22 protein-coding genes are annotated in these 25,561 nt (G+C 68.4%); 13 read left to right on the top strand and 9 right to left on the bottom strand.

The genetic code is table 11. From position 1 onward, the window contains the following. Positions 1-47 precede the first annotated feature (47 nt). The gene (gene recO, locus INQ42_RS09080; RefSeq protein WP_194033991.1) at positions 48-782 is read left to right on the top strand and encodes a DNA repair protein RecO; all 735 of its coding nucleotides are present in this window, start codon (positions 48-50) and stop codon (positions 780-782) included. Here recO and INQ42_RS09075 read toward each other — a convergent pair. Continuing rightward, a complete protein-coding gene (locus INQ42_RS09075) occupies positions 779-1,525 on the bottom strand; it encodes a response regulator (protein WP_194033990.1) in 747 nt (248 codons plus the stop codon). The two genes, recO and INQ42_RS09075, sit on opposite strands and share 4 nt — an antisense overlap. A gap of 145 nt (positions 1,526-1,670) precedes the next feature. Here INQ42_RS09075 and INQ42_RS09070 point away from each other — a divergent pair, with 145 nt between their 5' ends. The 9 genes from INQ42_RS09070 to INQ42_RS09030 all read left to right on the top strand — a co-directional run bounded on the left by INQ42_RS09070 (position 1,671) and on the right by INQ42_RS09030 (position 10,841). Next, a complete protein-coding gene (locus tag INQ42_RS09070) occupies positions 1,671-3,653 on the top strand; it encodes a translocation/assembly module TamB domain-containing protein (protein ID WP_194033989.1) in 1,983 nt (660 codons plus the stop codon). A 45-nt stretch (positions 3,654-3,698) separates the two neighbouring features. Continuing rightward, entirely contained in the window at positions 3,699-4,334 is a 636-nt protein-coding gene (locus INQ42_RS09065; protein ID WP_194033988.1) for a DUF1318 domain-containing protein, read from the top strand. A 129-nt stretch (positions 4,335-4,463) separates the two neighbouring features. Beyond that, complete coding sequence (gene rlmD, locus INQ42_RS09060; protein WP_194033987.1) at positions 4,464-5,792, top strand: 23S rRNA (uracil(1939)-C(5))-methyltransferase RlmD; 1,329 nt, start codon at positions 4,464-4,466, stop codon at positions 5,790-5,792. 3 nt (positions 5,793-5,795) lie between these two features. Then, entirely contained in the window at positions 5,796-6,314 is a 519-nt protein-coding gene (locus INQ42_RS09055) for a CYTH domain-containing protein (protein ID WP_194033986.1), read from the top strand. A 52-nt stretch (positions 6,315-6,366) separates the two neighbouring features. Next, complete coding sequence (nagZ, locus tag INQ42_RS09050; protein ID WP_194033985.1) at positions 6,367-7,362, top strand: beta-N-acetylhexosaminidase; 996 nt, start codon at positions 6,367-6,369, stop codon at positions 7,360-7,362. Further along, a complete protein-coding gene (locus INQ42_RS09045) occupies positions 7,359-7,919 on the top strand; it encodes a hypoxanthine-guanine phosphoribosyltransferase (RefSeq protein ID WP_193983996.1) in 561 nt (186 codons plus the stop codon). Before nagZ ends, INQ42_RS09045 begins: the two co-directional genes overlap by 4 nt. Positions 7,920-7,922: 3 nt before the next feature. After that, entirely contained in the window at positions 7,923-8,699 is a 777-nt protein-coding gene (locus tag INQ42_RS09040) for an S-methyl-5'-thioinosine phosphorylase (RefSeq protein ID WP_407070762.1), read from the top strand. Positions 8,700-8,801: 102 nt separating this feature from the next. Further along, positions 8,802-9,008, top strand: coding sequence for a cold-shock protein (locus INQ42_RS09035; RefSeq protein ID WP_043957320.1), 207 nt, complete (start codon positions 8,802-8,804; stop codon positions 9,006-9,008). 120 nt (positions 9,009-9,128) lie between these two features. Continuing rightward, positions 9,129-10,841, top strand: a complete 1,713-nt coding sequence (locus INQ42_RS09030; RefSeq protein WP_194033983.1) for an acyl-CoA dehydrogenase family protein — start codon at positions 9,129-9,131, stop codon at positions 10,839-10,841. On the opposite strand, the gene INQ42_RS09025 is transcribed toward INQ42_RS09030, so the two are convergent. The 5 genes from INQ42_RS09025 to INQ42_RS09005 all read right to left on the bottom strand — a co-directional run bounded on the left by INQ42_RS09025 (position 10,825) and on the right by INQ42_RS09005 (position 17,576). Then, positions 10,825-12,894 (bottom strand): TonB-dependent copper receptor, encoded by a 2,070-nt coding sequence (locus INQ42_RS09025; protein ID WP_194035835.1) that lies wholly within the window; start codon positions 12,892-12,894, stop codon positions 10,825-10,827. The two genes, INQ42_RS09030 and INQ42_RS09025, sit on opposite strands and share 17 nt — an antisense overlap. A 110-nt stretch (positions 12,895-13,004) precedes the next feature. Next, positions 13,005-13,478, bottom strand: a complete 474-nt coding sequence (locus tag INQ42_RS09020) for a DUF2946 family protein (protein ID WP_194033982.1) — start codon at positions 13,476-13,478, stop codon at positions 13,005-13,007. Positions 13,479-13,625: 147 nt separating this feature from the next. Then, entirely contained in the window at positions 13,626-15,077 is a 1,452-nt protein-coding gene (locus INQ42_RS09015; protein ID WP_194035834.1) for an MATE family efflux transporter, read from the bottom strand. Between the two features lie 56 nt (positions 15,078-15,133). Then, positions 15,134-16,924, bottom strand: a complete 1,791-nt coding sequence (locus INQ42_RS09010) for an ABC transporter transmembrane domain-containing protein (protein ID WP_194033981.1) — start codon at positions 16,922-16,924, stop codon at positions 15,134-15,136. Between the two features lie 40 nt (positions 16,925-16,964). Further along, positions 16,965-17,576: an IMPACT family protein gene (locus INQ42_RS09005; protein WP_194033980.1), complete on the bottom strand. Its 612-nt coding sequence runs from the start codon at positions 17,574-17,576 to the stop codon at positions 16,965-16,967. Between the two features lie 218 nt (positions 17,577-17,794). Between INQ42_RS09005 and INQ42_RS09000 the strand changes: the two genes are divergently transcribed. Beyond that, positions 17,795-20,689 carry a putative bifunctional diguanylate cyclase/phosphodiesterase gene (locus tag INQ42_RS09000; protein WP_228064331.1) on the top strand — a complete coding sequence of 965 codons (2,895 nt, stop codon included), beginning with the start codon at positions 17,795-17,797 and terminating at the stop codon, positions 20,687-20,689. Positions 20,690-20,725: 36 nt separating this feature from the next. Here the strand turns inward: INQ42_RS09000 and INQ42_RS08995 are convergent, their stop codons facing one another. Together INQ42_RS08995 and trxA are read right to left on the bottom strand one after the other, a co-directional pair. Further along, a complete protein-coding gene (locus INQ42_RS08995; protein ID WP_194033979.1) occupies positions 20,726-22,162 on the bottom strand; it encodes an aldehyde dehydrogenase family protein in 1,437 nt (478 codons plus the stop codon). A gap of 67 nt (positions 22,163-22,229) precedes the next feature. Next, positions 22,230-23,111 carry a thioredoxin gene (trxA, locus tag INQ42_RS08990; RefSeq protein WP_194033978.1) on the bottom strand — a complete coding sequence of 294 codons (882 nt, stop codon included), beginning with the start codon at positions 23,109-23,111 and terminating at the stop codon, positions 22,230-22,232. Between the two features lie 136 nt (positions 23,112-23,247). Between trxA and INQ42_RS08985 the strand changes: the two genes are divergently transcribed. Next, positions 23,248-23,877: a hypothetical protein gene (locus INQ42_RS08985; protein ID WP_194033977.1), complete on the top strand. Its 630-nt coding sequence runs from the start codon at positions 23,248-23,250 to the stop codon at positions 23,875-23,877. A gap of 11 nt (positions 23,878-23,888) precedes the next feature. Further along, a complete protein-coding gene (locus INQ42_RS08980) occupies positions 23,889-24,107 on the top strand; it encodes a helix-turn-helix transcriptional regulator (protein ID WP_194033976.1) in 219 nt (72 codons plus the stop codon). A gap of 49 nt (positions 24,108-24,156) precedes the next feature. Here INQ42_RS08980 and INQ42_RS08975 read toward each other — a convergent pair whose 3' ends face one another. Continuing rightward, on the bottom strand, positions 24,157-25,476 hold the full coding sequence (locus INQ42_RS08975) for a metal-dependent hydrolase family protein (RefSeq protein ID WP_228064330.1): 1,320 nt from the start codon (positions 25,474-25,476) through the stop codon (positions 24,157-24,159). Positions 25,477-25,561 lie beyond the last annotated feature (85 nt).

The following is a 25,561-nucleotide window of genomic DNA, read 5'->3' as shown; positions in this document are numbered from 1 at the left end:
CCGCTGCGCCGCGGCCGCAATGGCCACGCGGCGCCGGATCTGCAGCCATGCGCCTGAGTGATGAGCCTGCCTTTGTGCTGCATGCGCGGGCCTGGCGCGAAACGAGCCTGCTGGTCGAGGTGCTCAGTGCGAACCACGGCCGCATCGGCCTGGTCGCTCGTGGCGTGCGTGGGGCCAAGCGCCATCCCCTGCGTGCCGCCCTGCAGCCCTTGCAGTCGATCCGTCTCGACGCCGTGCAACAGGGCGAGCTGGCGCAATTGCGATCGGCGGAGGCGCTTGATGCGGCGCCGCGCCTGATCGGCGACGCAATGCTGGCCGGCTTCTACATCAACGAGCTGACCTTGCGGCTGACGCCGCGTGGCGAACCCCAGCCGGACCTGTTCGTTGCCTACGCGGTGACCCGCGAGCGCCTGCGTGCCGAGGCGCCGCTGGCCTGGACCCTGCGCCGCTTCGAGCGCGACCTGCTGGAAGCGTTGGGTGTGGGGTTTGACTGGAGCCAGGACGGCGAGGGCGATCCCATCGATCCGGCCGCGCGTTATCGGGTCGATCCGGAGCAGGGGCCGCAGCGGGTGCTTAGCGACCGTGGCCATGGGGATCGCAGCCGTGCGGCGTCCGGGCGGGGCCTGCTGTGCCTGGCGAGCGACGGCGTGCCCGATGCGGAGGACCTGCCCGGCCTGCGGCGCGTCCTGCGCACGGTGCTCGCCCACCATCTGGGCCCGCGCGGCCTCAAGTCCTGGGAAATGCTTGCGGGCATGCCCATTCGCGGGTCGACGCCCGACTAGCTGCCGGCTGCGGTCGCCACCGGCGGTCGGTTCAGAGTCTCCTGCGCCGCCTCCTGGAAGGTCTCCATCAAGACGCGGCTGGACGGATCGCCTTGCAGCAGTTTCACCACGGTGCCCAGTTTCGCGGCGCCCACGAACCCGCAACTGGCGCGCAGCCGGTGCAACTCGGCACCGACCGTGTCGAAATTGCCGGCGCGCGCAGCGCCGGCGATCCGCTCGCAGGCCTGCGGCAACTCGTCGAGGAACAAGCCGCGCAAGGTGGCGACATGCTCGTCATTGCCATTGAGCGCGACCGCGGCGGCGCGATCGTCCCACAGCGGAGGCGCTGCGTCCGCGGTGCGAGGCTCCGTGGCGGCAGATCGCGCCGGCAAGCCCAACGCGCGGCGCACCGCGGCCTGCACTTCTGCCGTCGGCAGCGGCTTGCGCAACACCTCGATGAAGCCGGCGGCGGCCAGAGCAGCCAGTTGCGAGGGATCGTCGCTGGCGGTGTGCGCAATCGCCGGTACCCCCGGCGCGTCAGTCCGGAGCCGACGCAGGAGTTCACTCCCGCTGCCGTCGGGAAGCGTGGCGTCGAACATCCACAACTGGTAGGTGTTACTGCGACCCATGGCGAGCCCGGTTGCCACGTCCGCAGCGATATCGACCTTCGCCGGGGTCTCGCGCGCGGCTGTGGCGAGGAAGGCGGCACTCGTCGGCTCGTCCTCCACCAGCAGGATTCGAGGCAGTCCGCGTGGTTCGTTCATCGGAATCACTGGCTCCGCTGGGTATGCTGCAACGATGCTCGCGCCGCTACTATCGCCGCCGCCATCGCCCCTGTCGAACGGCGTGTTTCGACGACGCGCGCGCGCTCGGTGGATAGCTGCACGGACGCTGTTACTGCTCGCTTTCATGCTCATGCTGGCCTGTGGGCATGCGCAGGCGCGCACCCTGACCGCGCAGATCGATCGCATCGATTCGGCGATCGCTGAACTCGACAACGTGAGCGTGCGATTGTTCTGGCCTGCCGGCGCCCGACACGGTGAATTGCGGCTGCGGGTCAGGCGGATCGATTCGCCCTCGCTGGGCTACATTTTCGACGACCTGGACTGGCGCTGCCGGCTGCAGCGCAAGGATTCCCTGGCATGGGCGTGCGACGGCGAGGTCCGCAGCGGCAGTGCCGCGCCGATGCAGCTGTCGATTGCGGTCGACGCGATGGACATTGATGCCGAACTGGCGAGCGGGGCGAGCCGGCTCGGCGTGCATCGCGAGGCCGCGGCCCCGGATGCGACCCGGATCGACCTGACCCGCATTCCGCTGGTCTGGACCCAGGCCCTGCTGTCGCAGGCGTGGCCGGCGGCGGTGATCGGTGCGGGCGAGGCTGATGCGCGCCTGACCGTGCGCGCCGTTGACGATCAGCCGCTGCGGATCAGCGGTCCGGTGGCGCTTCGCGGTGCCGGCCTGGATACCGAAGACGGCAGCATCGCCGCGGCGGATCTCGATGCAACGATCGACGTCGATGCGCGTCTGGGCGACGCGGATCTGATCCTGGTGGAGGGCCGGCTGGATGGCGGCGAGCTGTTGTGGGGCACGACGTATCTCGCACTGGAACAGCGCCGGATCGATCTGCGCGTCGGCGCCGCGCACCACGAGGGTGAGGGCTGGGCGCTGCCGGAGCTGTACTGGAACGACCCGGGCATCCTCACCGTGGAAGGCAGCGCGGGGCTGAACGCGGACAATGAGCTGGACGCGCTGGACCTGAGCGTGCGCGCGCCGAACCTGGGGCCACTGAGGGACGGCTACCTCAGCGGTTGGCTGGGGATGGCCGGGCTGGGAGAGATGACGCTCGCCGGCGCTGCCGACGGCTCCCTGCGCATGCGCGGCGGCCAGCTGGCCGAGGCCGATCTGCGCCTGTCCGGGGCGAGCCTGAAGGACGCGGATGGCCGCTTCTCCTTCGCCGGCCTGGATGGCAATGTCGAACTGTCCTCCAACACCCCGGTCAACAGCGCGCTGCACTGGAGTGGCGGCACGTTGCACGGGATGGCGCTGGGGCCGGGCCGCCTGCCTTTCCGCAGCGAGGGCGGCAACCTGCAGCTGCGTGAGGCGGTGGCCGTCCCCCTGCTGGGCGGAAACGTGCTGCTGAACCACCTGCTGCTGCGACCGCCACTGGATGCCGACGGTGCTGCGTTGCGCTTTGGCGTGGCGTTGGAGGACGTGGATGTGGCCCGGTTGTCGGAAGCGCTGGACTGGCCAGCCTTTGCCGGCACCCTGAGCGGCAGCATTCCCGACGCCCACTACCGCGACGAAAAGCTGATCCTCGACGGTGGCCTGGAGATGCAGCTGTTCGGCGGCCGGGTCGGTGTCTCGGCACTGTCGATGGAGCGTCCCTTCGGCGTTCTCCCGACCCTGTCCGCCGACATCGTGCTCGACGACATCGACCTCACCGCGCTCACCGGCGCGTTCGATTTTGGCAGCATCAGCGGCAAGCTCGACGGCAGCATCGCCGAATTGCGGCTGGTGGGCTGGGAAGCGGTTGCGTTCGACGCGTGGCTGGTCACCGATCGCCACCGCGGCGTGCGCCAGCGCATCAGCCAGCGTGCGGTCCAGGACCTCACCAGCGTCGGCAACGCGTCGTTCGTGAACTCGCTGCAATCGCAACTGATCGGCTTCTTCGATGATTTCGGCTACTCGCGCCTGGGTATCGGCTGCAAGCTGGCCAACGAGGTCTGCACCATGCAAGGCCTTGCACCGGCCGGCGATGGCTTCGTGCTCGTGGAAGGCTCGGGCGTGCCGCGCTTGACCGTGCTGGGTTTCAATCGCCGGGTGGACTGGCCGACGCTGGTCGAGCGCCTGGCCGCGGTCGGCAAGGGAGAGGTGAAAGCGGTGGTCGACTAGCGTACCGTCGAGTCATAATTTCGGGTGCCCCCCAGGAGATACACCATGCGTCGTTTGATGGGAATTCCGGTTGCCGCCGTGATGGTCACGGCATGCGTAACCATCAACGTTTATTTTCCCGCCGCCGAAGCGCGCGAAGCGGCGCGGGAGTTTGTCGACAAGGTCATCGGCGATGAAGCCACTGCGACCCCGCCCGTGGAAGAGGCCGGCGATAACAAGCAAGGCGGTCCGTCCGCGATGATCGATGGGACCACCTCGTCGCTGCGCCAACTGGCCTCGCGCGTCGACCTGTACGCGGTGGTGGGGATCGGCAGCGCCCACGCGCAGTCGCCGGACATCAGCATCAAGACCCCGGCCATCCAGGCGATCCAGGCCAGGATGGCGGCGCGTTTCAACAGCACCCTGCGGGCCGGTTTTGATGCCGGTGCGCTGGGCTTCGCCAGCGACGGCACCATTGTCGTCCGCGACGCGGCCAAACTGCCGCTGAAGGATCGCGCCAGCATCCAGCAGGCGGTGGCCGAGGACAATCGCGACCGCAACGCCGTCTATCGCGAAGTGGCCGTGGCCAATGGGCACCCGGAGTGGGAAAGCCAGATCCGTGAGGTATTCGCCAAGCAGTGGGCGGAAAGTGCCCGCAGCGGCTGGTGGTACCAGAGCGGCGGCAGCTGGAAGCAGAAGTAACGCTGCGCCGGGCCGAGCGGCAGCTCGCAGGGGCTTCCATCGCCCGCGCAAGCGGCTGCGCGCGTGGCGGCTGCCGTGCCCGCCGCGGCATCTGCGACAATACGCGGCCCCCGGCTGACCTCAGTGCTAGTGGCCCGTCTCGACAAAACCCCGTTTGAAGTGGACATCCACGCCCTGTCTCCGGACGGTCGCGGCGTGGCCCGTCTTGCCGGTGATGTGACGATGCTGGTGGCGGGCGCGCTGCCCGGCGAGCGCGTGCTTGCGACCCGCACCGGGCGCCGGCGCTGCGTCCACGAGGCACGCACCGTTGAGGTATTGCAGGCGGCGGCGGACCGGGTGACGCCGCGGTGCGGGCACTTCGGCACGTGCGGTGGCTGCGCGCTGCAGCACCTCGACGGCAGCAGCCAGATCCTTGCCAAGCAGGCCGTCCTGCTGGACCACCTGCGTGACGCGGCGGGTATCGTGCCGCCGCAATTGCTTGAGCCCTTGGTGGATGCCGCCTGGGGCTATCGACGCAAAGGCCGCTTCTCGGTGCGGCGGGTGGAGAAGAAGGGGAAAACGCTGGTTGGATTCCGCGAGACCGACCCGCGTTTTGTCGCCGAGATCCACCATTGCCACACCGTCATCCCCGAGGTGGGCGGAAAGGTCGCGGCACTCGCCGAGCTGGTCGACAGCCTGCAGGCACGCAGCGACATTCCACAGATCGAGTTCATCGCCGGCGATGCCACCGCGCAGTTCAATGGCGTGGCGCTGGTGGTTCGCCACATGGCGCCGCTGTCCACCGATGACCAGGCATCGCTGGTCGCCTTCGGCCAGCAGCACGGCTTTGCGATCTTCCTCCAGCCCGGCGGTGTCGACAGTGTCCATCCCCTGTGGCCGGCCGATCCGGCGCTGTCGTTCCGGATGCCGCACTGGAACCTCGAGTTCGCGTTCCGTCCGCTGGATTTCATCCAGGTCAACGCGGGGCTCAACGAACGCATGGTCCAGCTGGCGATGGACCTGCTGGACGTGCAGCCCGGCGACCGCGTGCTCGACCTGTTCTGCGGGCTGGGCAACTTCACCCTGACGCTGGCGCGCCGTGTGCGCGAGGTGGTGGGAGTGGAAGGTGATGCCGGCCTGGTGGAGCGCGCGCGGGACAACGCGCAGCGCAACGGCATCGACAATGCGCGCTTCCACGCCGCGGACCTGTCGCTGGACCTGTCCGGCCAGCCGTGGATGGAGCAGGGCTTCGACAAGCTGCTGCTGGATCCGCCGCGCTCGGGTGCGGCGTTCGTGCTGGAGCATCTGCCGCTGGACCAGTTCCAGCGCATCGTCTACGTCAGCTGCCATCCGGCCTCGCTGGCGCGCGACACCGCGTTGCTGGCCGCGCGTGGCTGGAAGCTGCAGGTGGCGGGAGTGATGGACATGTTCCCGCAGACCGCCCACGTGGAGTCCATTGCGATGTTCGAGAAGGCCTGAGCCATGGCGATCGAGATCGAACGCAAATTCCTGGTCACCGGCGATGGCTGGCGCGCGGCTGCGCACGAGGTCGTGCCCATGGCGCAGGGTTACCTCAATGACCTGGCGGCGATGGACACCGGCGCGATGAAGGCCTCGGTACGCGTGCGCATCGCCGGCGACGCCGCGCACCTCAACCTGAAATCGCGCGAGCTGGGTCATACCCGCCAGGAGTTCGAGTACCCGATCCCGGCGGCCGATGCGCGCGCGCTGCTGGCACTCTCGGTTGGCGGTCTGGTCGACAAGCGACGTTACCTGGTGAAGGTCGGCGGGCACCTGTGGGAAGTGGACGAGTTTCTTGGCGACAACGCCGGTCTGGTGGTCGCCGAGATCGAACTGGCCGACGCGCACGAATCCTTCCAGCGGCCCGATTGGCTGGGGGTCGAGGTGACCGACGAGTCGCGTTACTACAACCTGGCCCTGGCCTCGCACCCGTTCTCGCAATGGTCCGCGCAGCAACGCGCCGGGGCGGCTGCGCCATGATCCGCATGACACCCGGCGCGAGCCGCCTACCGCTAATTCCCTGGAGTTGCCCATGCTCGTAATCGGCGTTGCCGGCACTGAACTTACCGCGCAGGAGCGCGACTGGCTGCAGCACGAGGGCTGCGCCGGCGTGATCCTGTTCACCCGCAACTTCGCCTCGCGCGAGCAGGTCGACGATCTGGCCCGCGCGATCCGTGAGGCCGCGCCGCGACCGCAGCTGATCTGCGTCGATCAGGAAGGCGGACGGGTCCAGCGTTTTCGCCAGGGCTACAGCGCGCTGCCCTCGCTGGACGGCCTGGGTCGCGATTACGCGGCCGATCCGGCTGCGGCGCTGTTGCGCGCACGCGAGCACGCATGGCTGATGGCAAGCGAGATCAAGGCCAGCGGCATCGACCTGAGCTTCGCCCCCGTGGTCGACCTGGGACGCGGCAACCGCGCCATCGGCGACCGCGCGTTCGACGCCGACCCCGAGGTGGTCGCCGCGCTCACCGTCGCCTACGTGGAAGGCATGCACCAGGCCGGCATGGCCGCCACGCTGAAGCACTTCCCCGGCCACGGCTCGGTGCTGGAGGACACCCACTTCGACGACGCGGTGGACCCGCGCCCGCTGGAGGAGTTGCGCGCGCTGGACCTGGTCCCGTTCGTGGCCGGGATCAAGGCCCGCGCGGACGCGGTGATGATGGCGCACGTGGTCTATCCGCAGGTGGCTCCCGAGCCGGCGGGCTACTCGCGGCGCTGGATCGAGGAGATCCTGCGCAAGGAGATGGGATTCCGCGGCGTGGTGTTCTCCGACGACATCGGCATGGCGGCGGCGTTCTCGGCCGGCGGCATCAAGCAGCGCGTCGATCTGCACCTGGATGCCGGTTGCGACGTGGTGCTGGTGTGCCATCCCGAGCTGGTGGATGAGTCGCTCAAGGCCGTGGAAGACCGCAAGCTCAACACCATGGCGCTGACCGGTCTGATCGGCGGCGGCGCGATGGGCTGGGACAACCTGCTCGCCGACCAGCACTACCGCGACCGCCGCGACCGTCTTGGAGGCGTGGCGTGAGCGCCAGCCTGCGCGAGGTGCTGGCCAGCGCGGATGTGCTGTTCGACCGCGCGGCGGTGGAGCAGGCGATCGGCGCGATGGCCGATGTCATTCGCGATGACTACACCGACGGCGTGGACACCCGCCCGGTGTATCTGACCGTCATGCACGGGGGGATGCCGTTTGCCTCCCAGCTGGCGATGGAGCTCGGCGTTCGTGGCCTCGACCTGGAGTTCGACTACCTGCACGCGACCCGCTACCGGGGCGCGACGTCGGGTGGCGAGCTGGTATGGAAACATCGTCCGGCCACCGCGCTGCGTGGCCGCCGGGTGCTGCTGGTGGACGACATCTTCGACGAGGGCCTGACCATGGCCGCGATCGTGGAATGGTGCCTGGCCGAGGGCGCCGTTGACGTGCGCATCGCGGCTCTTGCGGTGAAACACCACGACCGTGCGATCACGCACCTGCAGGCCGATTACGTCGGCCTGCAGGTGCCGGACCGGTATGTGTTCGGCTACGGCATGGACTACCAGGAGCAGGGTCGCAACCTGCCGGCGATCTACGCGATGAAGGACTGAGTGATGAGCGAATCGATTGAACTGGCCGTCATCGGCGGCACCGGTGTCTACGCACTGGCCGAACTGCGTGGCATGGAAGCCCACTCGCGGGTAACGCCGTACGGCCAGCCATCCGGGCCGGTACGGGTGGGACGCCTGGGCGGCCATCGCGTGGCCTTTCTGGCGCGCCACGGCGAAGGGCATTCCGTACCGCCGCACCTGATCAACTACCGCGCCAACCTGTCGGCGCTGAAATCGCTGGGGGCCAAGCGCGTGCTCGCCCTGAACACCGTGGGCGGCATCACTGCCGCGTTCGGCCCCGGCGTGCTCGGCTGCCCGGACCAGTTGATCGACTACACCTGGGGCCGGGTCTCGACCCTGTGCGAGGAGCCCGGCAGCGAGGTCCTGCATGTGGACTTCGGTGACCCCTATACGCCGCAGTTGCGCCAGAGCGTGCTCGCGGCCGCGCGGCAGGCCGGCGTCGCCCTGGAGGATGGCGGTTGTTACGGTGCTACCCAGGGCCCACGACTGGAAACCCGCGCCGAAATCAGCCGCATGCGGCGCGACGGCTGCGATCTGGTGGGCATGACCGGCATGCCCGAAGCCGGCCTGGCGCGCGAGATGGGTCTGGAGTACGCGTGCCTGGCCATCGTCGCGAACTGGGCGGCAGGCGCCGGTCCGGATGTCAGCGAGGTGATCACCCTGCAGGACGTGCTGGACAACGTCGCCAGCGCGTCGGCGGGATTGCCGGCCCTGCTGGAGGCGGTGATGGTGCAGCTGGCCGGGGAAAATCCGGGCTGAGAATGGTGATGTTGTAAAGCAGAAGTTCAGTTTGCATACTCTGGCCAACCGCGCTTGCGCTCGCAGCGCGGGTCACCACCCAGCCACGAGGTCATCAAGGATATGCAGTACGGCACTGTGAAATGGTTCAACGACGCCAAGGGATTTGGCTTCATTTCCCCTGAAGACGGAAGCGCGGACGTGTTCGCACACTTCTCCGCCATCAACGCGAAGGGCTTCCGCAGCCTTCAGGAAGGCCAGCGCGTCAGCTACGAGCTGACCCAGGGACCGAAGGGCGCGCAGGCGTCCGACATCACCCCGGCCGAATAGCCGCGCCACGTGAATGAAGAAACCCCGCTTCGGTGGGGTTTTTTTTGTGCGCGCTACGGGCAGCCGTGATACGAACCGGGCTTGCGCTAGATTGGTCCCAAGCCGCTATCGGAGACGCCCATGGAGCCGTTGCCGCAGGCGCAGGAGCCCGCTGCGCCGTTTGAGACCCACCGGGTGGAAAACCAGCCGCCGCCATTCGGCCCACGTGATCTGTGGCGCGATGACGCCGTGCTGCGTGATGCGCTGGCGCGGGAGTTGTCGCTTCTACAGCCGCAGCCTGAGCCGGGATCACTCGAGGAGGGCCGGCAGGCCATCGCGAGCTACGCCGTGCTCGCCGGCGGTCCGGCTTTGGAGTGGGCCGACGACGCCCACCGCGACCGCCCGCGGCTGCTCAGCCACGACCGCTTCGGCCACCGGATCGACCGCGTCGCATTCCATCCGGCCTACCACTCGCTGATGGACACGGCGATCCGGCACGGTGTCGCCGGCTGGTCCTGGCGCCACGATCATCCCGGCGGCCACGTGGTGCGTGCCGCGTTGAGCTACCTGCACCACCAGGTTGAACCGGGCACGAGTTGTCCGCTGACGATGACCCACGCGGCGGTACCGGTGCTGCGACGCGAGCGGGCGCTGGCGCAATGGGCCGAGAAGGCGGCCGCGCCGCTGTACGACCCGCGCGAGGTGCCGGTCGCCGACAAGGCCGGCGTCACCATCGGCATGGGCATGACCGAGAAACAGGGCGGCAGCGACGTCCGCGCCAACACCACCGTGGCGACGCCGTTGGCGGACGGCAGCGGCTACCGTCTGGTCGGCCACAAGTGGTTCCTGTCGGCACCAATGAGTGACGGCTTCCTGATGCTGGCGCAGGCGCCGGGCGGGCTCGGCTGTTTCCTGATGCCGCGCGTCCTGGAGGACGGCAGCAAAAACGCGTTCCGGTTGATCCGGCTGAAGGACAAGTTGGGCGACTGGTCCAACGCCTCCTCGGAGATCGAATTGTGCGGCGCGCTGGCGTTTCCGGTCGGCGCCGAAGGGCGCGGCGTTGCCACGATCCTGGAAATGGTGATGCTGACGCGGCTGGACTGCCTGCTCGGCGGCGCAGCGCAGATGCGCATGGCGCTGGCCCGGGCGATCCACCACTGCCGTCACCGGCGTGCGTTCGGCAAGCGCCTGCTTGGGCAGCCCTTGATGACGAACGTGCTGGCCGATCTGGCCGTGGAGGCCGAGGCGGCGCTGGTGCTCGCCATGCGGATAGCGCGCGCGGTCGATGCTGCCGAGCGCGACCCGGCCGAGGCCGCGCTGGCCAGGATCGGTACGGCCGTGGGCAAGTACTGGGTCTGCCGACGTGCGCCAGCATTCGTCAACGAGGCGCAGGAGTGTCTGGGTGGCAACGGCTACATCGAGGAGTCGCTCATGCCGCGCCTGTATCGGCAGGCGCCGTTGAACTCGATCTGGGAAGGCAGCGGCAACATCCAGTGCCTGGACGTGCTGCGGGCGCTGCAGCGCGAGCCCGAAACCGGCGCGGCCGTGTGGGCGGAACTGGTCACTGCAGGCGAGGGTGGCAGCGAGTACGCGCAGGCCATCGAAAACCTGCGCGCCGCGCTTACCGAAGGGGCAGCGGTGGAGCCCGCCCAGGCGCGCCGGTTCGTGGAGCGCCTCGCCCTGGCGTTGCAGGCTTCACTGCTGCTTCGCGCTGGCAGCCCCGTCGCGCAGGCCTTCTGTCGCAGTCGTCTCGGTGGCGAACATGGTCTGGCCATGGGCACCCTGCCGGCGGGGGTGCCCATGGACGCGCTGATCGAACGCGCGCTGCCGGCCGGGCTCAGTACTTCAGGTTGAGCTTGACCCAGGCGGTGCGGCCCGGCTCGTTGATCCGGACCGGATCGGCCGGGTAGCCGAAGTCGGCGTTGCCGGCCAGGTTCAGGTGTTCGCTGTAGGTGCGGTCAAACACGTTGTCCACGCCAACCGTCAGCTGGGCCAGGCTGTTGAAGCGGTAGCCACCGTTCACCGCGAACGTCGCAAACCCCGCGCTCGGCCCCAGGTCCTGGCCGACCACGCTGCCCTGGGCCAACGCGATGCGGTCCTGCGAAGCGACGGCGCGTACCAGCGCCCCGAACGACCACTGGCTGTCGTCCCAGCCCAGCGACAGGCGCGCTTCCAGCGGTGGCATCTGCGGCAGGGCGGTGCCGGCGTCCCGGTTCTTGCCCCAGGAATGGGCGAGCGTGCCACCCAGGGTCCACTGCGCGGACGGCCGGTACTCCACGCCCAGTTCGCCGCCGTGGATGCGCGCGTCCACGTTGGACACCGAGGACATCGGTCCCATCATCCCGGCGCCGCCGTAGCGGAACAGGATGAAGTCGTCGACCCGGCCGGCATAGGCGGACACCCAGGCATCCCAGGTCTTTCTGCGGTACTGCACGCCGACGTCGAGCTGCGTGGTCTTCTCCGTCGCCACGCCGGCGAACGCGTTCGCCGTGCCGACCGGGCCCATGTCGGGCGAGAACAGTTCCCAGTAGTCCGGCATGCGTTCGGTATGGCCCAGGCCGGCGTACCAGGTGACCGGCTGATCGACCAGGTCCCGCTCGAAGCGGATGAAGCCGGCGGACAGGGTTTCGGTGCGGCTGCTGCCGGCGGTGGGGTTGGGCCGGCCCATCTTGCCGGGTGTGGTGCGCTCGTCGGTCGCCCGCGCGCGGTCGGCGCGCAGGCCGGCAATGACGCGCTTGCCCGCTTCGGCACGCCAGGTGCCCTCGGCAAACACGCCCAGGTTGCGGAAGCGCGCGTCCACCGTCCACGGCTGCAACTGGTAGGTGTTGCGGCCGTGGCCAGAGCGGCGGCGGTGGCGGCTGTCCTGCGCATCCACGCCAGCAGTGACATCGACGCTGTCGCCCAGCCAGGTGGCAGCGGCGCGTCCGCCGGTGGTGGCGCGTTCGACGTTGGACGCCATCGGCATCGGCATCGCCCCATCCGGGTTTGGCCGGCGCAGGCTGTAGTTGTCCATGACGTGGTCGGCGCGGTTGTAGAACACGTTGGCCTCGATCGAGTCCAGCGCGCCGGGGAGGTTCTTCTTCTCCAGGCGCAGGCCATAGCTGTCGCGTTTGAACTGCGAGCCGTCCATGCCGCGACCGGCGTAACGTGCCTCGCCGTCGCCGACGCCGGCGGTCGCTTCCAGCACGGTGTCGGCATCCGGCGTCCAGCCCAGGGCGAGGTCGGCGTTCCACTTGTTCCACTCCGAGGCCACGGCGTTGCCGTTGCCGTCGCGGTAATCGTCGGAGTCGGAGCGGTTGGCGCTGATGCGCGCGTAGCCGGGCTGCGCGCCGAAGGTGGCATCGAGCACCTGGTCATTGCGGCCGAATGAGCCGCCCAGCAGGCTGCCGGCGAGTTTCACCGTCGGCTCGTCGAACTGCTCTCGGTCGCGCGAGAAGCGCACCGTGCCTGCCGAGGCGCCCGGTCCCCACAGGACGGTCTGTGGCCCCTTGACCACGACCAGGCTGTCGTAGGTTTCCGGCGACACGTAGGACATCGGATTGTCCATCCGCGATGGGCAGGCGCCCGGCATCGCGCCGTCGTTGCTGAGCAGGTTCAGGCGCGAGCCGAACATGCCGCGCAGCACGGGATCGCCGTTGGTGCCGCCGTTGCGGATCGCGGTGAAGCCGGGAATGGTCTTGAGGTAATCGGCGCCGTCGCTGGCGGGAACCGGTTGCCGGGGCAGGCGCGGATCGGTCTCGAAGGTGAGCGCCGAGACCGGCCGCGCGGAGGTCACCACGACCTGCTGGAAATCAAACGGCGCGGGTGCGGCCGGGGCCGCGTCGGCGGGCACCTCGGCGTGGACGGGCAGGCACGCCAAGGCGGTCACGATCGCCAGCGACAGGCGCGTGGAACGGGCCCGCGGCATGCGGGAGGGGAAACGGGCATTGCGGAACATGGTCAAACTCCTGGCACCGGGGTGCGCGCGGCCATTGCCGCGGATGCGGGGTCGAGAAGGGGGAACGCGGAGGGCGGAGCTCAGGCCGTGATCGGCGGTCCGCGGGAGCCCAGGCCGGTCGGGTGCCGATCCAATGCGGGGGTCCGGGTCGCCGGCACACGCACCGCGGTGCCTTGGACAGGCAACGCAGCCGGGAGGCCGGGAACGGGCAGGGCGGTCGTCCCGGCAAGCAACGGGCAGTACGCGCAGTCGTCGTCCGAGCCGTGATGGCCGTTGCCGGCAGCCGGCTGTCCATCGGCTGTATCGAGGGTGGACGCAGGCCCGTGGGCAATGGCGATGGCCGAGGTCGCGGCGGCGGCCTTGCCGGAGTGCGCCGGATTCGCGTTATGTCCAGCCTCTGCGCTGTGCCCGCGCATCGTCGCCTCGGCCGGCATCGCGTGCATCGACATTGCCGGCTGGCCCGCCAGGCGGCCAACGCTGGGCACCAGGCTCAACGCCACGATGGCGGCGAGGGCCAGGTGGCTCATCCAGCGGTGGAACAGGCGGCGGTTCATGTGCGGCTATTGTCAGGCACGTGCACCACCACGTGCTGATCCAGGTCAAGTCCAACCATGCTTGACCGTATGGTTGCGAGGAATCCTCGAGGATCACCGCCACTTTGCCCGCTGGCTGCGCTCGCGGAGAGTTCCACGGCCACCAGCTCAACTACCGCGGACATCCAGCGCAGCGCCTGCCACATCGTCTGCTTCCCGGTCCCGATCCGGAGCGGGGTCGGCGATCGGTGACGGTGCGCAGGCCGGGACCTCGGACGGAATGGCGACCTCGCGCGGGTCGGTCGGCAGCATCTTCGCGCTGCGCCAGCGGCCCCAGCGGTAATACGCCAGCGACATCACCATCGCCGAGGCGGCGCTGACCGGGAAACTCCACCACACCGCGTCCACGCCCATCAAGGGCTGCAGCATCTCCGCGAACGGCACGCGCACGCCCCACAAGGCGATGGCGAGGATCACCAGCGGCGGAATCACCGCACCGGTGGCACGAACCACGCCGGAGACCACGAAGGTCACGCCGAAGAACAGGAACGACCACACGCCGATGTGGTTGAGGTGGCGGGCGATCTCCATCGAGTCGCTGCCGTCGGGCAGGAACAGCGCGAAGCTGTAGCGATCCAGCAGGATCAATGGCGCGATCAGGCCGCCGGTGAGGAGGAAGTTGTAGCCGATGCCGGTGTGGGCGGTGGCGTCCACCCGCTTCCAGTCGCCGGCACCGACGCTTTGCGCTGCAATCGAGGAGCAGGCGGCGCCGATCGCCATCGCCGGCATCTGCACGTAGGTCCACAATTGCAGCGCCGCGCCGTACGCCGCTGCGGTGGCGATGCCGTAGGCGTTGACCATCGTCATCATCGCGATCATCGCCAGCGAGATCAGCACCATCTGCAGGCCCATCGGTACGCCCTTGACCACGAGTGCGCGCAGGATCGTCAGGTCCACCCGGAACAGGTGCGCGTCCGCCCGGCCGAGCCACAAGGGATGCTGCTTGCGGCGCAGGTACAGCAGCATCGCCAGCAGGCTGATGCCCTGGCCAACGACCGTTGCGGTCGCCGAGCCGGCGATCCCCATCTCCGGAAACGGTCCAATGCCGAAGATCAGCAGCGGATTGAAAATCACGTCCAGGATCACCGACAGCAGCAGGAAACGGAACGGGGTGCGCGAATCGCCGACACCGCGCAGCGCCGCGGACACGAAGGCGAACGCGTAGATGAACGGCATCGCCAGGAAGATCACCTTCAGGTAGCTCTCCGCCAACGGCAGCGCCGCCGCAGGCGTGTCCATCAAGCGCAGCAGCGGATTGGTGACGAACCATCCGGTCACCGCCAGAATCACCGACAGGCTGATGAAGAACGTCGCACTGGTGCCCATCACCCGGCGCGCCTGGGCGTTGTCGTGGGCGCCGGTGGCCTGGCCGATCAGGATCGTGGCGGCCATGCCGATGCCGAATACCGCGCCGATCAGGAAGAACATCACGTTGTTGGCGTTGGCGGTCGCCGTCAGCGCCGCCTCGCCGAGGAAACGGCCGACCCAGATCGCATTGATCGAGCCGTTCAGCGACTGCGCCGCGTTGCCGGCCATGATCGGCAGCGCGAAGACGATCATCGTGCGGCCGACGGGACCTTCCGTCAGCAGGCGCACGCTCTTGGCCTGTTTTTTGCTCAATCCAGGAACTGCAGCTTGGCCAGGTCGGCGTACAGGCCGTCTTCGCGCAACAGCTGGTCGTGGGTGCCTTCGGCGACGATACGGCCGTGGTCCATCACCACGATCCGGTCGGCCTTGAGCACAGTCGCCAGTCGATGCGCGATGACCAGCGTGGTGCGACCCTCCATCAACGTGTCCAGGGCCTGCTGCACCGCGCGCTCGCTCTGTGCGTCCAGCGCGCTGGTGGCCTCGTCCAGGAGCAGGATCGGCGCGTCCTTGAGCAGGGCGCGGGCGATCGCGATGCGTTGCTGCTGGCCGCCCGACAGGCGCGCGCCGCGTTCACCGAGCTCGGTGTCCAGTCCCTCGGGCAGCGCGCTGATGAAATCGCTGGCGTGGGCAGCCTCCACGGCCGCGTCGACGTCGGCGTCGCTGGCTTCCAGGCGGCCGTAACGGATGTTGTCGCGAGCGGTGGTGGCGAAGATGCTCGGTTGCTGCGGCACCAGCGCAATGGCGCCGCGCAGGTCGGCCGGGTCGAAACGGCGGATGTCGATGCCGTCGATGGTGATGCTGCCCTGGGCCGGATCGTGGAAGCGCAGCAGCATCGACAGCACGGTGCTCTTGCCGGCACCCGACGGGCCGACCAGGGCGACGGTCTCTCCGGGATGCACGTGCAGGCTGAAATCCTCCAGAGCCGGGTGGTCCGGACGCATCGGGTAATGGAAGGTGACCCCGTCCAGGACGATGTCGCCACGCAGCGGCGCGGGCAGCGGTTCGGGATGCGCGGGCGCGGTAATGCTGGACTCCTCGGCGAGCAGCTCACCGATCCGGCCCATGCCGCCGGCGGCTCGCTGCACCTCGTTCCAGACTTCCGCCAGCGAGCCCACCGAGCCGCCGCCGATCATCGCGTACAGGACGAACTGGCCCAGCGTGCCGGCGCTCATCCGGCCTTCGGCGACATCGTGGGCGCCGGACCACAGCACCAGGGTGATCGCGCCGAAAATCAACACGATCGCGATTGCGGTCACCCACGCCTGGGCCTGGATGCGGCGGCGTGCGGTGGCGACGGCGATCTTCAGCGCGTCGCTGAAGCGACCCAGTTCATAGGGTTCGCGCGCATGCGCCTGCACGGTGGACACCGCGCCCAGGGTCTCGTTGGCCAGCGTGTTGGCGTCGGCGACCCGGTCTTGGCTGTCACGCGAGATCCGCTTCAGCCGGCGACCGCCGACCACGATCGGCAACACGGCCAGCGGAATGCCGACCAGTGCATACGCCGCCAGGTGGGGGCTGCTGACGAACAGCATCACGATGCTGCCCAGGAAGGTCACCACGCTGCGCAGCGCCACCGACATGCTGGTGGCGATGACGCCGCGCAGCAGTTCCGCGTCCGCGGTCAGGCGCGAGACCAGCTCGCCGCTGCGGCTGCGGTCGTGGAAGCCGGCGTCCAGGCCGATCAGGTGCGAGTAGAGGCGGCCGCGCAGGTCGGCGACCACGCGCTCGCCGAGCAGCGACACGAAGAAGAAGCGCGCCGCGGTGGCCAGCGCCAGTGCCACCGCAACGGCGAACAGCAGCACGAAGGCCTGGTCGATCGCGCTGCCGCCGCCCTGGGCGAAGCCACGGTCGATCATGGTCTTGAAGGCGACAGGCAGGCTCAGTGTGGCCGCCGACGAGCACGCCAGGGCGATCAGCCAGCCGGCAAACAGGGCGCGGTGGCGGCTGACGAACGGCCAGAGTGCCTTGAGGTTGCCGACGGCGGGCTTCGCCGTAGCGGACTCAGTGGTCGGTGCGGGTGCTGCGGAAGTGTCACTCATGCGCGGTATTGTCCGCTATCAAGTTGGGTGCGTCGCGGAATCATCGTGGCTGGTCCGTGTCCGCGGCGGTGGAGGCCAGCCGCGCGCGGTCGCGCGTTGCATCGCGCAGATGCTCGCCCAGTTCGTCCAGCCGGCTGGCGGGCAGGCGCAGCCTCAGGTGGGCGCCGGCGGCGGTGAACCGCTCGTCCAGCTTCTCGACCCCGTGCGCGGCCAGTGCCGCGTGGACCACGCCGGTATCGGCGAAACCGAACTGGAGCGTGCACTCGACATACTCGATCAGCGGACGGCGCCGCGCGGTGCGCAGGCATTCCGCCGCGCAGCCGCCGTAGGCACGGACCAGTCCGCCGGCGCCCAGGTTGATGCCGCCGTACCAGCGCGTCACCACAACCGCGGTCTGGTCCAGTCCCTGGCCATCGATCGCCGACAGGATGGGACGCCCCGCGGTACCGGCCGGCTCGCCGTCATCGCTGGACCGGTACAGCTCACCGATCCGGTAGGCCCAGCAGTTGTGGGTGGCGGCCGGATCGCCTACCTCGGCCACGAAAGCCAGTGCCGCCTCGGGCGAGTCCACCGGCGCCGCAAGCGCAAGAAAGCGGCTGTGCTTGACCTCGATCTCGTGGCTGGCGCGGCCCGCCAGTGTGTAATCGCCCATTACCGGACGCCTGGCCGGAAGCTCCGGACGCACGGCTGGAGCAGCTGCGGAGGGATACAGGGAGGGGGCTGGCGGCGCTCGTGCTGCATGGCGCTCAGGGTAAAGCCGCTCCGCCCGTACGGCAAAGGACGCACCGCGAAAGGCGTGCGGCGCGGATCCGGCGCATCCAAGCCCGTGTCGCGCTATTCTGCCTGCGCCAACAGGGGGAGAAGCTGACAGTGCGCCACCACACCACGTCCATTGCGCACGCCGCAGGCGATCCCGCTGCGGTGCAACGCGAGGGAGGCGACGGACTGCTGCCGATGATCAACGCGACGCTGCCGCCGGGCTCGCGCCTGCATCTGCGGTCGCGCGATTCCCTTCCCCGCGGAGCGGATCGCGCGGTTCACGATGCTGCAAGGGCGCTTGAGTGGGAGGAGGACGCTGACGGCGCCCACCACATCGAACTGGACTGGGATGGGGGTCAGGGCCAGTCGGTGCTGGTGGTCGAGCTGCCTGAAGCCATGACCGCCGCGCAGCGCACGGCATGGATGGTGCTCGCCACGCGCACCATCGAGTTGCACCTGGCGGCAACGCGCGCGAGCTCGCGGGTCAAGGAGCTGGAGAAGTCGGAGCAGTTGCAGCAGGCGCTGTACGAGATCGCCGACCTCGCCGGATCGAGCCTGGAGCTTGTGGACATGCTCCAGCGGATCCATGCCGTGGTCGCCCGGCTCATGTACGCGGAAAATTTCTACATCGTCCTCTATGACGACGCAGCACAGACCTACCGGTTCCTGTACTTCGCCGACCAGATGGATTCCTTCCGGCCGGACCCCTCGGTCGAGATTCCCGTGGACAGTGCGCCCAACAGCCTGACCATGGCGCTGATCCGCCTCGGTGAAGCGGTTTTCGGCTCCTCCGAGCATGTACGGCGCCGTTTGGGAGTATCGGAGGACCCCAACCACGGCCCCGACAGCGCCGACTGGCTGGGTGTGACGATGCGCCGCGATGACAGGGTGTGCGGCGCGATCGTGGTGCAGAGCTACGATCGGCCCGACTGTTACGGGGTCGAGGAGCAGGCGTTGCTTGGGTTCGTCGCCCAGCACATCCTGACCGCGCTGGATCGCTACCAGGCACGTGAGGAACTGGAGCGGCGCGTCGAGGAGCGCACCAAGGCGCTGCAGCTCAGCAACCGCGATCTGCACTCGGAGATCATCGAGCGTCAGCGTGCGGAAAAACTCCAGCGCGCGTTGTACCGCATCGCCGAGCTTTCGATCAGCGCCGGGACGCTGGAGATCTTCTACGCGCAGGTACATGCGGTGGTGAACGAGCTGCTTGACGCGCGCAACTTCTATATCGCGTTGCTTTCGGAAGACGGCGCGCGACTCGAGTTTCCCTACTCGATCGACGAGCACGATGCCCACCGCGCCAGCCGCGTCCTGGACTCGGGGATGACCGAGCACGTCATCGAAACCGGCAGGGCGCTGCTGACCGACCCGCATCGGATGGCCGGATTCCGCGGCCACGGCACCGTTGCCCAGTGCTGGCTCGGGGTGCCGCTGTACCGCGACAACACGGTGGTTGGGGTCATCGCGGTGCAGAGCTACTCGGAGGACGTCACCTTCACCGCCCGCGACCAGGACCTGCTCAACTTTGTCGCCAACCACATCAGCATCGGCCTGACCCGCAAGCAGGAGCAGGAGCGCCTCGTATTGGCCCATGCCGAGCTGGAACAGCGGGTCGATTCACGAACGCGTGAACTGGCGATGGCCAATGCCGAGCTGCTGGAGCAGATCGGCGAGCGCATGCGTGCGGAACAGCAACTGACCCATCAGGCGCGCCACGACGAGCTCACCGGACTGCCCAACCGCAGCCAGCTGCTCGACCACATGGGCGTGGCAGTCACCAAGGCGCAGGCCAACGCGCACGCGGTATCGCCGTCGGAGGATTCCTGCGGCTTTGCGGTGCTGTTCCTGGATCTGGACCGGTTCAAGCTGATCAACGACAGCGTGGGCCATTCCGCCGGTGATGACCTGCTGGTCGAGGCCGGCCGACGTATCGTCGCTGCCGTCCGCGACCACGACCTGGTCGCCCGCCTGGGCGGGGACGAGTTCGCCGTGCTGGTCAATGACATCGAGGGGCTGCATGTGGCGAAGAGCCTGGCCCAGCGTGTCCTGCATTCGCTGGGCCAGGCCTACTGGATCGCCGGACGCGAGGTATTCCCGTCCGCCAGCGTCGGCATCGCGATGTGGCAGCCGCGTTACGGCAGCGGTACCGACCTGCTGCGCGATGCCGACGCGGCGATGTACCGCGCCAAGGCCAGCGGCCGCGATCGCTGGGCGGTGTTCGACGAGGACATGCGCGAGGAGGCGTCGCGCATCCTTGATCTGGAGGCGGACCTGCGCCGGGCCATCAACGGCGACAACTTCATTCCCTACTACCAGCCCATCATGAGTCTGGACGGGCACCAGGTCGTCGGCCACGAGGCACTGCTGCGCTGGCGCCACCCTACGCGCGGCCTGCTGGCACCCGGCGAGTTCATCGGCCTGGGCGAAGACAACGGGCTGATCGAGGAAGTCGACTGGCTGATGTACGCGCAGGTGATCACCCGTCTGTCGCGCGGCGTGGACGGCTATGTGTCGGTCAACGTCTCGCCGCGCCACTTCCGCTCGGCGGATTTTGCCGATCGCCTGATGCGCCTGATCCACAACGCCGGCGCGAACCCGAACCAGTTGCGCATCGAGATCACCGAGGTTGCCCTGTTCGACGATATCGGGCGGACCCTGAGCACCCTGCACACGCTTCGCAGCCACGGCGTGCTGGCCCAGCTGGACGACTTTGGCACGGGCTATTCGGCGCTGTCGTGCCTGCACCGATTCCCGATCGAATGCCTCAAGATCGACCGCAGCTTCGTGGCCGGATTGACGGGAGAGAAGCAGGCCGAGAGCATCGCCGTGGTGCGCGCGATCCAGGCACTGGCAGGGACTCTGGGGATCCACACCATCGGCGAAGGCATCGAGACCGAGGCGCAACGCGACATCCTGTTTGAGCTGGGATGCGAGCGCGGGCAGGGTTACCTGCTCGGGCGTCCCGCACCACAGATGGGGCAACTGGAAACCGTCGAGTCTGCGTGAGCCCGTGGTTGGTCTTTCCCGCGATGCGAGGCGGCGTCAGGAATCGCGAATCACGAGCAGCCGGGTTTCGGTCATGTCCCCGATCGCGTAGCGCACGCCCTCGCGGCCGAGGCCGGACTGTTTGACGCCGCCGTAGGGCATGTTGTCGACGCGGAAACTGGGGATGTCGCCGACGATCACGCCGCCAACCTCCAGCCGGTCCCAGGCGCGCATCGCGTGGTCCAGCCGGCCGGTGAACACGCCGGCCTGCAGGCCGAAATCGCTGTCATTGACCGCGTCCAGCGCGTCCTCGAAGTCCTCGAAGGGCTCCATCAGCGCGACCGGCCCGAACGCCTCGCGGCGGTACAGGTCGGCATCGCGCGGCACGTCTTCGAGCAGCCAAGCCGGCAGCAGGTTGCCCTCGCGCGGTCCGCCAACGATCTTTTTAGCCCCCGCCTTGCGTGCGGCGGCGATCCAGTCCTCCACCCGCTTGGCCGCCTCCTCGTCGATCATCGGCCCGATGAAGGTCTTCTCGTCGCTCGGGTCGCCGGCTGGCAGCCTGGCGATGGCCGCCTTCAGCTTCTTGCGCAGCGCCTCGTAGATCGAGGCATGGGCGTGGATGCGCTGCACGCTGATGCAGCTCTGGCCGGACTGGTAATAGGCCCCCGACACCAGCCGCTCGACGATGAAGTCCAGGTCCCGGCCCGGTTCCGCGTCGACGATACAGGCGGCGTTGCCACCCAGCTCCAGCACCACCTTCTTGCGGCCCGCGCGGGCCTTCATGTCCCAGCCGATCAGGCCGCCGGTAAAGCTGAGCAGGGCGATCCGGTCGTCCTCGACCAGCGGCGCGGCGTCCTCGTTGGAACAGGGCATGACCGAGAACGCGCCCGGCGGCAGATCCGTCTCGGCCAGGACCTCGGCGATGATCAGCGCGCCGATCGGGGTCTTGGCGGTAGGTTTGAGCACGAACGGGCAGCCGGCGGCGATCGCTGGCGCGACCTTGTGGGCGACGAGGTTGAGCGGAAAATTGAATGGTGTGATGAAGCTGCACACCCCGACCGGCACCTGCCTGCTCATGCCGCGATAGCCGCGGGTGCGCTCGGAGAGCTGCAACTCGATCACCTCGCCGCCGATGCGGGTGGCTTCCTCGGCGGCAACACGGAAGGTCTCGATCAGGCGGGCGACTTCACCGCGCGCATCGCGGATGGGTTTGCCGGCCTCGATGCACAGCACCTGCGCGAGTTCCTCCTCGCGCTCCTGGAACCGCTTCACGCAGTGCGCGAGCACGTCGCGGCGCGCATCGGGCGGGAACGCGGCCATGGCCTCGCGTGCCTTGCAGGCCGCGTCGATGGCCTGCTCGATGGCTTGAGCATCAGCGAGCGCAACCCGGGTGGCCGGTTTGCCGGTGTATTTGTTCAGCACCACCAGGTCGGTATTGGCTGCAACCGGCTTGCCGGCGAGGTAGTACGGATAGGACTTCTTCAGCGTGGGCATGGGCACCTCCAGTGCTGCAGCATTGCCCATGAGCGGTTAAGGCGCGGTCGTGCGGTTGCGCGTCGCCTTAGAACAGCAGCGACGACATCCGCCGGCGGTAGCAGCCGACCAGCGCGGTGTCGTCGGTAATGCGGAAGGCATCGATCAGCGCGGTGCGGGGCAGGCCGCCGTCGAAGTTGCGGTCACGCGCCAGCATTTCGATGAACTGCTCCATCGCCGCCTCCGGATTGCCGGCCACGATGTGCCGTGCGCCCAGTAAATGGCGCGCGCGCAGGTCATCGGGATCCTTGGCGACCGAGTGCTGCAACTCCTCGAGGCCCGGCGCGGTGCTGGCCAGTGAAATGAAGGCAAGCCGCGCACGCGCATTGACGGTGCGATCGTCGGTGGCCAGGTTGGCCGGCAGCGCGTCCAACAGGCCCGTGGCCTCGTCGGCCTGGTCGGTCTTGAGCAGGGCGAGCGCCAGGTCCAACCGCAGCTCGGCATTGTCCGGCGCCTCGGCCGCTGCGGCGCGCAAGCGCGCGACCTCGGCCTGTGGGTCTACCGGTGCAGGCGCCGCGGCCTCGTCGGTCGCAACAGGGGCTTCAGCCGGTTCGATGCCGTGTTGCTTCAGGAACTCACGGATCTGACCTTCCGGCAACACGCCGGGGAAGCCGTCAGCAATCTGGCCGTCCTTGACCAGGAACACGGTCGGAATCGAGCGGACCTGGAAGGCCTCGGCCAGCTGCGGTTCCTGGTCGACCTCGACCTTGGCCAGCTGAAAACTGCCGTGATACTCGGCGGCGAGCTTCTCCAGCACCGGGCCCAGTTGCTTGCATGGCTCGCACCACGGCGCCCAGAAGTCGACCAGAACCGGCGTCTGCATGGACTTCTGCAGGACATCGGCTTCAAAGCCGGCGGTGGTGGCATCGAAAACGTGGCGGGCGGGCAGGGCGTTGGGCAGTGCAGGCATCGGGATACTCGCAGATGAAGTTCACAGGCCTAGATGGTGGCGGCGCAGCGGATTCCAACCGGATGTAAAACGTAGTTGACATCCGGTGAATTCGATGTAACTTATAGCGGACATTTAGTCCGGTAGAGGAGACACCATGATCGTGAATCGTTGGAGCGGTCTCGGCTTGCTGGTTTCGGCGATGTTTGCCCTGTGGTTGTTGCTCGCCAGCCCGCCATCACTGCTGGGGGTGGATACCGGCCACGTCGGCATGGTGCTGCTGATCACCACCGCGTGGGTCTCGCTGTTCGCCGTCAGCCGCCTGCCGCGGGATGCGGTCGCCGAGGCCGCCTCGCCGGGCGAGTGGAACGCGTGGATCGGCACCGTCTTCATGGCCGCCGCGGTTGCCTATCTGGTCTCGAACGTTGACGCCTTCCGGGCGGCAACCGTCTGGAACGATCCCGTTACGGGCCGGGTCGTGCGCAATCTGGTCGCGTTGCTGATCGCCTGGAGCGTGTTGCGCGGCGTGCTGGCCAGGCGCTGGAGCGAGGCGGTGACGGAAGACGAGCGCGACCGCGAAATCGCGGCCAAGGCTGCGGGTTGGGGACGTTTTGGGCTGGTCGCGTTTTGTGTCGGTGTAGCCGGGGTACTTGGACTGTCGCCTCAGGACCGTCTGCAGTGGGCCAGCCACCTGGTGATCGCCAACCTGTTGATCTTTGGACTCATGCTCAGCTGCCTGCTCGAATACCTCGGGACGGCCGTCTACTACTGGCGCGACCGCCACTGAGGCGCGACGGCATGGCATCGACGCCCATCCAAAATTCCATCCGCGCGTTGCGCTTTGCCCGCGGCGAGATGACCCAGCAGGCCCTGGCCGAAGCGTGCGGCGTGACCCGGCAGACGATCATCGCGCTGGAGGCCGGGAAATACGCGCCGTCGCTGGAACTCGCGTTCCGGATCGCCCACGCGTTCGATGTTGGCATCGACGAGGTTTTCCAGTGGCCGCGTACCCCATGAGCGCTGCTTAGCGCGCCGTCGGATGCGATGGCCGCTCCCTTCCGCGTCCCTAATAGGCGTCCGGCTGCTTGTAGATCACCCCGTCCTTCATCACGAAGCGGACATCCAGCACCCGGTTGATGTCTTCCACCGGGTCGCCCTGCACGGCGATGATGTCGGCGCGCTTGCCGCTGTCGATCACGCCCTGGTCGTCGACGCCGAGCACCTCGGCGGCGCGGATGGTGGCCATCTGCAGGGCGACCGCGGCCGGCACCCCGGCTTCGGTGAGGTAGACGAACTCGCGCGCGTTGTCGCCGTGGGGGCCGACGCCCATGTCGGTGCCGAAGGCCATTTTTACGCCGGACCGGTAGGCCTTGCCGGCGGTCGCCTGGATCAGCGCGCCGATCTTCTCAGCCTTTGGCCGGACGACGGCGGGGAAGTAGCCGTCGATCTTCGCCTTGTCGGCTACGAAGCGGCCGGCGTAGATGGTCGGGATGTACCAGGTGCCCTTGCGCTTCATCAGCGCCATGACCTCGTCGCTCATGTAGGTGCCGTGCTCGATGCTGGTCACGCCGGCCTCGACGGCGCGGCGCATGCCTTCCTCGCCGTGGGCGTGCGCGGCGACGCGGTAGCCGTAGTCCGTGGCGGTGTCGACGATGGACTGGATCTCGTCGACGCGGAACTGCGGCGCGTCACCGGATTTGGCGTACGACAGCACGCCGCCGGTGGCAGTGATCTTGATCACGTCGCTGCCGTCCTTGTACCGCTGCCGCACGGCCTGGCGGGCATCGTCGACCGAATTGATGACGCCCTGGGTCGGTCCGGGCGGGCCGATCAGGTGCGAAAGCGCGGAGTTGTAGCCGTTGGTGGGGTCGGCGTGGCCGCCGGTGGTGGCAATCGACTTGCCGGCCGCCCAGATCCGCGGGCCGTCGACCAGTCCCTGGTTGATCGCGTCGCGCAGGTGCGGCGCCACCTCGCCGCCGAGGTCGCGCACGCTGGTGAAGCCGGCCAGCAGCGTCTGTCGTGCGTACCCGACCGCGCGGAACGCGTAGTCGATGTCGTCCAGGCGGAAGCCTTCCGAGTAGCTGTCCGGACTGGACTGGCTGCCCAGGTGCACGTGCAGGTCGGTCCAGCCGGGCATGCAGGTGTGGCCGGAGAGATCGACGTTGGTGGCGCCGGCGACGCTGGCATTGCCGCCGCTGACGATCCGCTCCACGCGGCCATCGCGCACCAGCACCGTGTGCGGGCCGAGGATCTTGCCGGCGCGGCTGTCGAACAGTTTTCCGCAGCGCAGGGCGCTGGCGCCGTCGGCGGCAAGCGCGGTGGCTGGCAGCGCGGCGACGGGCAGCATGGCAAGGGCAAGCAGGGCGCAGGAGAGGCGAGTCGGCACGGCGGTATCCGGTGGCGAGGGTGGGATCGATTGAAGCACGTGCACGCGCCACGCGCGTGGCGCGAAAGTACCGGGTGAAACTCCG

This window comes from Lysobacter avium (genome assembly GCF_015209745.1).
GTDB classification, from domain to species: domain Bacteria; phylum Pseudomonadota; class Gammaproteobacteria; order Xanthomonadales; family Xanthomonadaceae; genus Novilysobacter; species Novilysobacter avium.
This window is presented reverse-complemented; position numbering and strand designations above follow the sequence as displayed.

What these genes read in the sequence shown, in the direction of transcription:
- INQ42_RS09030 (WP_194033983.1), top strand. Translation starts at nt 9,129, where the DNA reads ATGGAGCCGTTGCCGCAGGCGCAGGAGCCCGCTGCGCCGTTTGAGACC.
- INQ42_RS08980 (WP_194033976.1), top strand. Translation starts at nt 23,889, where the DNA reads ATGGCATCGACGCCCATCCAAAATTCCATCCGCGCGTTGCGCTTTGCC.
- INQ42_RS09015 (WP_194035834.1), bottom strand. Translation starts at nt 15,077, where the DNA reads ATGATCGTCTTCGCGCTGCCGATCATGGCCGGCAACGCGGCGCAGTCG.
- INQ42_RS09055 (WP_194033986.1), top strand. Translation starts at nt 5,796, where the DNA reads ATGGCGATCGAGATCGAACGCAAATTCCTGGTCACCGGCGATGGCTGG.
- nagZ (WP_194033985.1), top strand. Translation starts at nt 6,367, where the DNA reads ATGCTCGTAATCGGCGTTGCCGGCACTGAACTTACCGCGCAGGAGCGC.
- INQ42_RS09025 (WP_194035835.1), bottom strand. Translation starts at nt 12,894, where the DNA reads ATGCCGCGGGCCCGTTCCACGCGCCTGTCGCTGGCGATCGTGACCGCC.
- recO (WP_194033991.1), top strand. Translation starts at nt 48, where the DNA reads ATGCGCCTGAGTGATGAGCCTGCCTTTGTGCTGCATGCGCGGGCCTGG.
- INQ42_RS09020 (WP_194033982.1), bottom strand. Translation starts at nt 13,478, where the DNA reads ATGAACCGCCGCCTGTTCCACCGCTGGATGAGCCACCTGGCCCTCGCC.
- INQ42_RS09040 (WP_407070762.1), top strand. Translation starts at nt 7,923, where the DNA reads ATGAGCGAATCGATTGAACTGGCCGTCATCGGCGGCACCGGTGTCTAC.
- INQ42_RS09070 (WP_194033989.1), top strand. Translation starts at nt 1,671, where the DNA reads ATGCTCATGCTGGCCTGTGGGCATGCGCAGGCGCGCACCCTGACCGCG.
- INQ42_RS09075 (WP_194033990.1), bottom strand. Translation starts at nt 1,525, where the DNA reads ATGAACGAACCACGCGGACTGCCTCGAATCCTGCTGGTGGAGGACGAG.
- INQ42_RS08995 (WP_194033979.1), bottom strand. Translation starts at nt 22,162, where the DNA reads ATGCCCACGCTGAAGAAGTCCTATCCGTACTACCTCGCCGGCAAGCCG.
- trxA (WP_194033978.1), bottom strand. Translation starts at nt 23,111, where the DNA reads ATGCCTGCACTGCCCAACGCCCTGCCCGCCCGCCACGTTTTCGATGCC.
- INQ42_RS09065 (WP_194033988.1), top strand. Translation starts at nt 3,699, where the DNA reads ATGCGTCGTTTGATGGGAATTCCGGTTGCCGCCGTGATGGTCACGGCA.
- INQ42_RS09010 (WP_194033981.1), bottom strand. Translation starts at nt 16,924, where the DNA reads ATGAGTGACACTTCCGCAGCACCCGCACCGACCACTGAGTCCGCTACG.
- INQ42_RS09005 (WP_194033980.1), bottom strand. Translation starts at nt 17,576, where the DNA reads ATGGGCGATTACACACTGGCGGGCCGCGCCAGCCACGAGATCGAGGTC.
- INQ42_RS08985 (WP_194033977.1), top strand. Translation starts at nt 23,248, where the DNA reads ATGATCGTGAATCGTTGGAGCGGTCTCGGCTTGCTGGTTTCGGCGATG.
- INQ42_RS09035 (WP_043957320.1), top strand. Translation starts at nt 8,802, where the DNA reads ATGCAGTACGGCACTGTGAAATGGTTCAACGACGCCAAGGGATTTGGC.